Annotated in this window: 5 protein-coding genes; all 5 read right to left on the reverse strand. The window is 66.8% G+C overall.

All coding sequences use genetic code 11. The annotated features are described in order from the left end of the window. Positions 1–48 precede the first annotated feature (48 nt). On the reverse strand, positions 49–2430 hold the full coding sequence (gene pheT / locus AC1DQP_RS16010) for a phenylalanine--tRNA ligase subunit beta (RefSeq protein ID WP_478051992.1): 2382 nt from the start codon (positions 2428–2430) through the stop codon (positions 49–51). A gap of 93 nt (positions 2431–2523) precedes the next feature. After that, entirely contained in the window at positions 2524–3519 is a 996-nt protein-coding gene (pheS, locus tag AC1DQP_RS16015) for a phenylalanine--tRNA ligase subunit alpha (protein WP_478051993.1), read from the reverse strand. A gap of 196 nt (positions 3520–3715) precedes the next feature. Then, positions 3716–4075, reverse strand: coding sequence for a 50S ribosomal protein L20 (gene rplT / locus AC1DQP_RS16020; protein WP_017355264.1), 360 nt, complete (start codon positions 4073–4075; stop codon positions 3716–3718). A 10-nt stretch (positions 4076–4085) separates the two neighbouring features. Further along, entirely contained in the window at positions 4086–4283 is a 198-nt protein-coding gene (gene rpmI / locus AC1DQP_RS16025; protein WP_017355265.1) for a 50S ribosomal protein L35, read from the reverse strand. A 513-nt stretch (positions 4284–4796) separates the two neighbouring features. Continuing rightward, positions 4797–5240 (reverse strand): translation initiation factor IF-3 (gene infC / locus AC1DQP_RS16030; protein WP_478051994.1); only part of this gene is annotated, 444 nt, incomplete at its 5' end.

A 5240-nucleotide genomic window follows, 5' to 3' on the forward strand; every position in this document is an offset into this window, starting at 1 on the left:
TCTCAGCCTTGGTCAATGCCATTGCCTGCTACCCCCCATGCTGCCCGCTCAACCGCGGATCCGGGCGTGGTGTTCACGCTCCATGGCAGAGACTGCCTCGGCCACCACGGACTCCACGTCGCGGTCCGTCAGAGTGCGCGACTTGTCCTGCAAAATCAAGCCCATAGCGAGACTCTTGAAGCCCGGCTCGACCCCCTGGCCGACATAGCGGTCGAACAGGGTGACCTGGCGCAGCAGCGGACCCACGGCGCGGCGCAGGGTAGCTTCCAGGTCGGCCCAGGCGGCGGCTTCGGGGACCAGGAAAGCCAGGTCGCGGCGTACCGACGGGAACCGTGACAACTCGGCGGCACGCGGCAGCTGGCGGGCGGCCAGCAGGGCCAGGTCCAGCTCGAAGGCGAATACGTCCACGTCGATGTCCATGGCCTTGGCCAGGCGCGGGTGGATCTGGCCGATCCAGCCCAGGCTGACGCCGTCGCGCAGGACCTCGGCCGAACGCGCCGGGTGCCCGTACGGACGCTGCGAAGGCTGGAACGCCAGCACCGCGCCGGAGGCGGCCGCCAGCGAATCCAGGTCGCCCTTGAGGTCGTGGAAATCGACCTTGCGGGTGGCCATGCCCCATTGCTGCGGGTCGGCATCGCCACACACGGCAGCGGCCACGCGCTGGGTTTCCAGCGGTGCCGGCGTGCCCTCGCCCGCCTGCGGGTGGAAGCTGCGTCCCAGTTCAAACAGGCGCACGCGACCCAACTGGCGCGCGGCATTGCGGCCCAGCGTGGCGACCAGCCCCGGCAGCAGCGACGGGCGCATCACCGCCAGTTCGGCCGACAGCGGATTGGCCAGCGCCACCACGTCCTGGTGCAGGTGCCAATCGCTCAACAGACCCGCGTCGACGAAGGCGTAGTTGAGGGTTTCCTGCAGGTCGCGGGCGACCAGCTGGCGGCGCACGGTGAGATCGTCCAGGCGCGTTTCGCTGGGCATGGCGATGCGCGAGGCACCGCCCGGCAGCGTGGTCGGGATCTGCTCGTAACCGTGGATGCGGGCCAGTTCCTCGATCAGGTCTTCTTCGATGGCAATGTCGAAACGGCGGCTCGGCGCGGTCACCTGCCAGCCCTCGGCGACGGCGGCCACGTCCATGCCCAGCGCGCGCAGGATGCGCTCGACGTCGGCATCGGCGATCTGGATGCCGAGCACGCGGGCGATACGCGCGCGGCGCAGGACGATCGGGGCGATCGCCGGCAGGTCGGCCTCGCGCACGGCCTCGGTGACCGGCGACGGGGTGCCGCCGGCCAGGTCCAGGACCAGGCGGGTGGCGTACTCGATCGCGGTCCGCGGCRGCGCCGGGTCAACGCCACGCTCGAAGCGGTGCCCGGCATCGGTATGCAGGCCCAGCTTGCGGCCACGGCCCATGATCGCGGCGGGCGCGAAGTGCGCGGCCTCCAGGAACACGGCGGTGGTGTCGTCGGTGACGCGGGTGTCGAAGCCGCCCATCAGGCCGGCCAGCGCGATCGGGCGGTCGGCGTCGGTGATGAGCAGGAAGCTGTCGTCCAGCGTCGCGTCGCGACCATCGAGCAGCTTCAGGGATTCACCGGCGCGCGAGCGACGCACGCCGATGCTGCCCTGCAGGGCGCCCAGGTCGAAGGCGTGCATCGGCTGGCCCAGTTCCAGCATCACGTACTGGGTGATGTCCACCAGCAGCGACACCGGGCGCACGCCACTGCGGCGCAGGCGTTCGGCCATCCACAACGGGGTCGCGGCACGCGCATTGATGCCCTCGATGACGCGGCCGACATAGCGCGGCGCTTCGGCGCCGGCGTCCAGTGCGACGGTCAGTTCGCGCGTGCCCACCGGCGCCACTGGCGCGGCCTCGAACGGCACCACTTCACTGGCGCACGCGGCGGCCACGTCGAAGGCGATGCCGCGAATGCTGAAGCAGTCGGCGCGGTTGGGGGTCAGCTTGATCTCGATGCTGGCATCGGGCAGGCCCAGGTACTCCACCAGCGACTGGCCGACCGGCGCATCGGCGGGCAGTTCGAACAGACCCGAGGCATCGCTGTCCAGGCCCAGTTCCTTGGCCGAGCACAGCATGCCGTTGGAGTCCACGCCACGCAGCTTGGCCGGCTTGATCGCCAGCATACCGATCTGCGCGCCCACCATCGCCAGCGGCGCGACCAGGCCCGGGCGCGCGTTCGGTGCGCCGCAGACGATCTGCAGGTGTTCGCCCTGCCCCGCGTCGACCTGGCAGATCTGCAGGCGATCGGCTTCGGGATGGCGTTCGGCCGAGACGATCCGCGCCACCACCACGTGGTCCAGGCCCACGCCGAGCGCGTCGACCGCTTCCACTTCCAGGCCGATGGCGGTCAGCACCGCGCCGAGTTCATCGCGCGAGACGGCGGTGGGAACGTGGCTGCGCAGCCAGTTTTCAGAGAATTTCATGGTGTCACCCTGGTGGGCCCGGCGCATGCGCCTGGGCCGTAATGGTCTTGGATCCAATCCCGCCGGGCATGGCCCGGCGTTACGCTGACGCGCTTACGCGAACTGCTTCAGGAACCGCACGTCGTTCTCGAAGAACGCGCGCAGGTCGTTGACGCCATACCGCAGCATCGCAAAGCGCTCCACGCCCAGGCCGAAGGCAAAGCCGGTGTAGCGCTCCGGATCGATGCCGACGTTGCGCAGCACGTTGGGGTGGACCATGCCGCAGCCGAGCACTTCCAGCCAGCGGGTGCTGCCGTCGGGCTGCTRCCAGGCGATGTCCACTTCCGCGCCGGGTTCGACGAAGGGGAAGTAGCTGGGGCGGAAACGCATCTCGAAATCGCGCTCGAAGAACGCACGCACGAACTCGGACAGCGTGCCCTTGAGGTCGGCGAAGGTCGAGTGCTCGTCCACCAGCAGGCCTTCGACCTGATGGAACATCGGCGAGTGGGTCTGGTCGCTGTCGCTGCGGTAGACCTTGCCGGCGGCGATCATGCGCAGCGGCGGGGCGTGCTCGCCCATGTAGCGCACCTGCACCCCGGAGGTGTGCGTGCGCAGCAGGCGGCCATCGCCGAAATAGAAGGTGTCGTGCATCGCACGCGCCGGATGGTGCGGCGGGAAGTTCAGGGCTTCGAAGTTGTGCCAGTCGTCTTCGATCTCCGGGCCTTCGGACAACTCGTACCCGAGCCGGCCGAAGATCTCGGTGATGCGCTCCAGGGTACGGGTGACCGGATGCAGGCCAGCGCGATCGGCGCGGCGTCCCGGCAGGGTGATGTCGATGGCTTCGGCGGCCAGGCGCACGTCCAGCGCGGCGTCTTCCAGCACGGCCTTGCGTTCGCCCAGCGCGGTGGTCAGCGCATCGCGGGAACGGTTGATGGCTTCGCCGGCGGCCTTGCGCTCATCGGCCGGCAACGCGCCAAGCTGCTTGAGCTGGGCGGTGATGCTGCCGTTCTTGCCAAGCAGTGCAACGCGCAGGGCTTCCAGCGCATCGGGGCTGCTGGCGGCGGCCACGTCGGCCAGCGCTTGGGTGGTCAGGGATTGGATGTCACTCATGGATAGCCGGGACCTCGCGTCGGTATGCCTTCGCGATACACGCCGGGCCGACACCCGTCGCCACCGCTGTCGGGTCGATGGCACGCTGCCGGCCACCGCCACCACAAAAAAGAATGGGGAAGGACTTGCGCCCTTCCCCATGCATTTGCCTTACCCACCACCGCTGCGCGAAAACGGCAACGGCAGGGGAATGGACTTATGCCGCCAGCGCGCCCTTGGCCTTTTCGGCCAGCGCAGCAAAACCGGCTGCGTCGTGCACGGCGATGTCAGCCAGAACCTTGCGGTCCAGGGTGATGCCGGACTTGAGCAGGCCATTCATGAAACGGCTGTAGCTCAGGCCGTTGATGCGGGCAGCCGCGTTGATGCGGGTGATCCACAGCGAACGGAAATTGCGCTTCTTCTGCTTACGACCGATGTAGGCGTACTGCTGTGCCTTGATCACGGCCTGCTTGGCAACGCGGAAGACCTTGCGGCGAGCGTTGTAGTAACCCTTCGCCAGGGTCAGAATTTTCTTGTGGCGGCGACGCGCCTGTACGCCACGCTTTACTCGTGCCATGGGTCAGTCCTCAGAGGTAGGGAAGCATACGGTTCAAACGGCCTGCGTCTTCTGCACGAACATGGTTCGTCTGACGCAGATTGCGCTTCCGCTTGGTCGACTTCTTCGTGAGGATGTGGCTACGGTTGGCATGGCCAGCCTTGAACTTGCCGGAGGCGGTCTTGCGGAAACGCTTGGCCGCCGCCCGGTTGGTTTTGATCTTGGGCATTGCAATGTCCTTGATGATGTTTTGTCACTGACCAGGGCGGTGGCTTTCACCACGCTTTCCGTCCATGCCCTTGCCTGCTTGTAAGCCCGGGATCCCCAATGGGAACCAGGCCGGTCCTGTTGCCGTTGAAACAGCGTGTAACCGTTCAAAACAGCGCCCCGAAAAACGGGGCCGCCCATTATGCCCGTCTAAACGGGAGGTTGCAAACCTTTGATCGGGCATGTGTTTGCCGCGGGCGGCCGAACCTGAACGGAGCGGTCGCAAGGGCCGGCGTCATGCCGGGCCGCGCACGCGGGAAACCGCAGACGGCGCCGGTGGACGCCTGCTGTGGGGTGCGCGAAGCGGGAAGCGGGACGCCGAGCAACGCTCGGCTCTACCTCGCCCCTTGGGTGTGCAGCCGAGCAACGCTCGGCTCTACCTTGCCCCTCGGGTGTGCAGCCGAGCAACGCTCGGCTCTACCTTGCCCCTTGGGTGTGCAGCCGAGCAACGCTCGGCTCTACGCCCGATGGCCGGTTACTTCTTCTTCGGCGCGATCATCATCACCATCTGCCGGCCTTCAAGGCGCGGACGGGACTCGATCACGATGTCCTCACCCAGATCGCCTTCGATCCGGTTGGCCATTTCGCGACCCAGTTCCTGATGGCTCATTTCGCGACCACGGAAGCGGATGTTGACCTTGATCTTGTCGCCCTCTTCCAGGAAACCGCGCATTTTGCGCAGCTTGATCTGGTAGTCGCCTTCATCGGTGACCGGACGGAACTTCACTTCCTTGATCTCGACCTGCTTGGTCTTCTTCTTGGCCTCGTTGGCCTTCTTCTGCGCTTCGAACTTGAACTTGCCGAAGTCCATGATCTTGCAGACCGGCGGATCCGCCTGCGGCTGGATCTCGACCAGGTCCAGACCTTCGTCTTCGGCCTTCGACAGCGCTTCGTCGCGCGTCAACACACCAATCATTTC

The organism is Stenotrophomonas sp. P5_A8 (genome assembly GCF_056400545.1).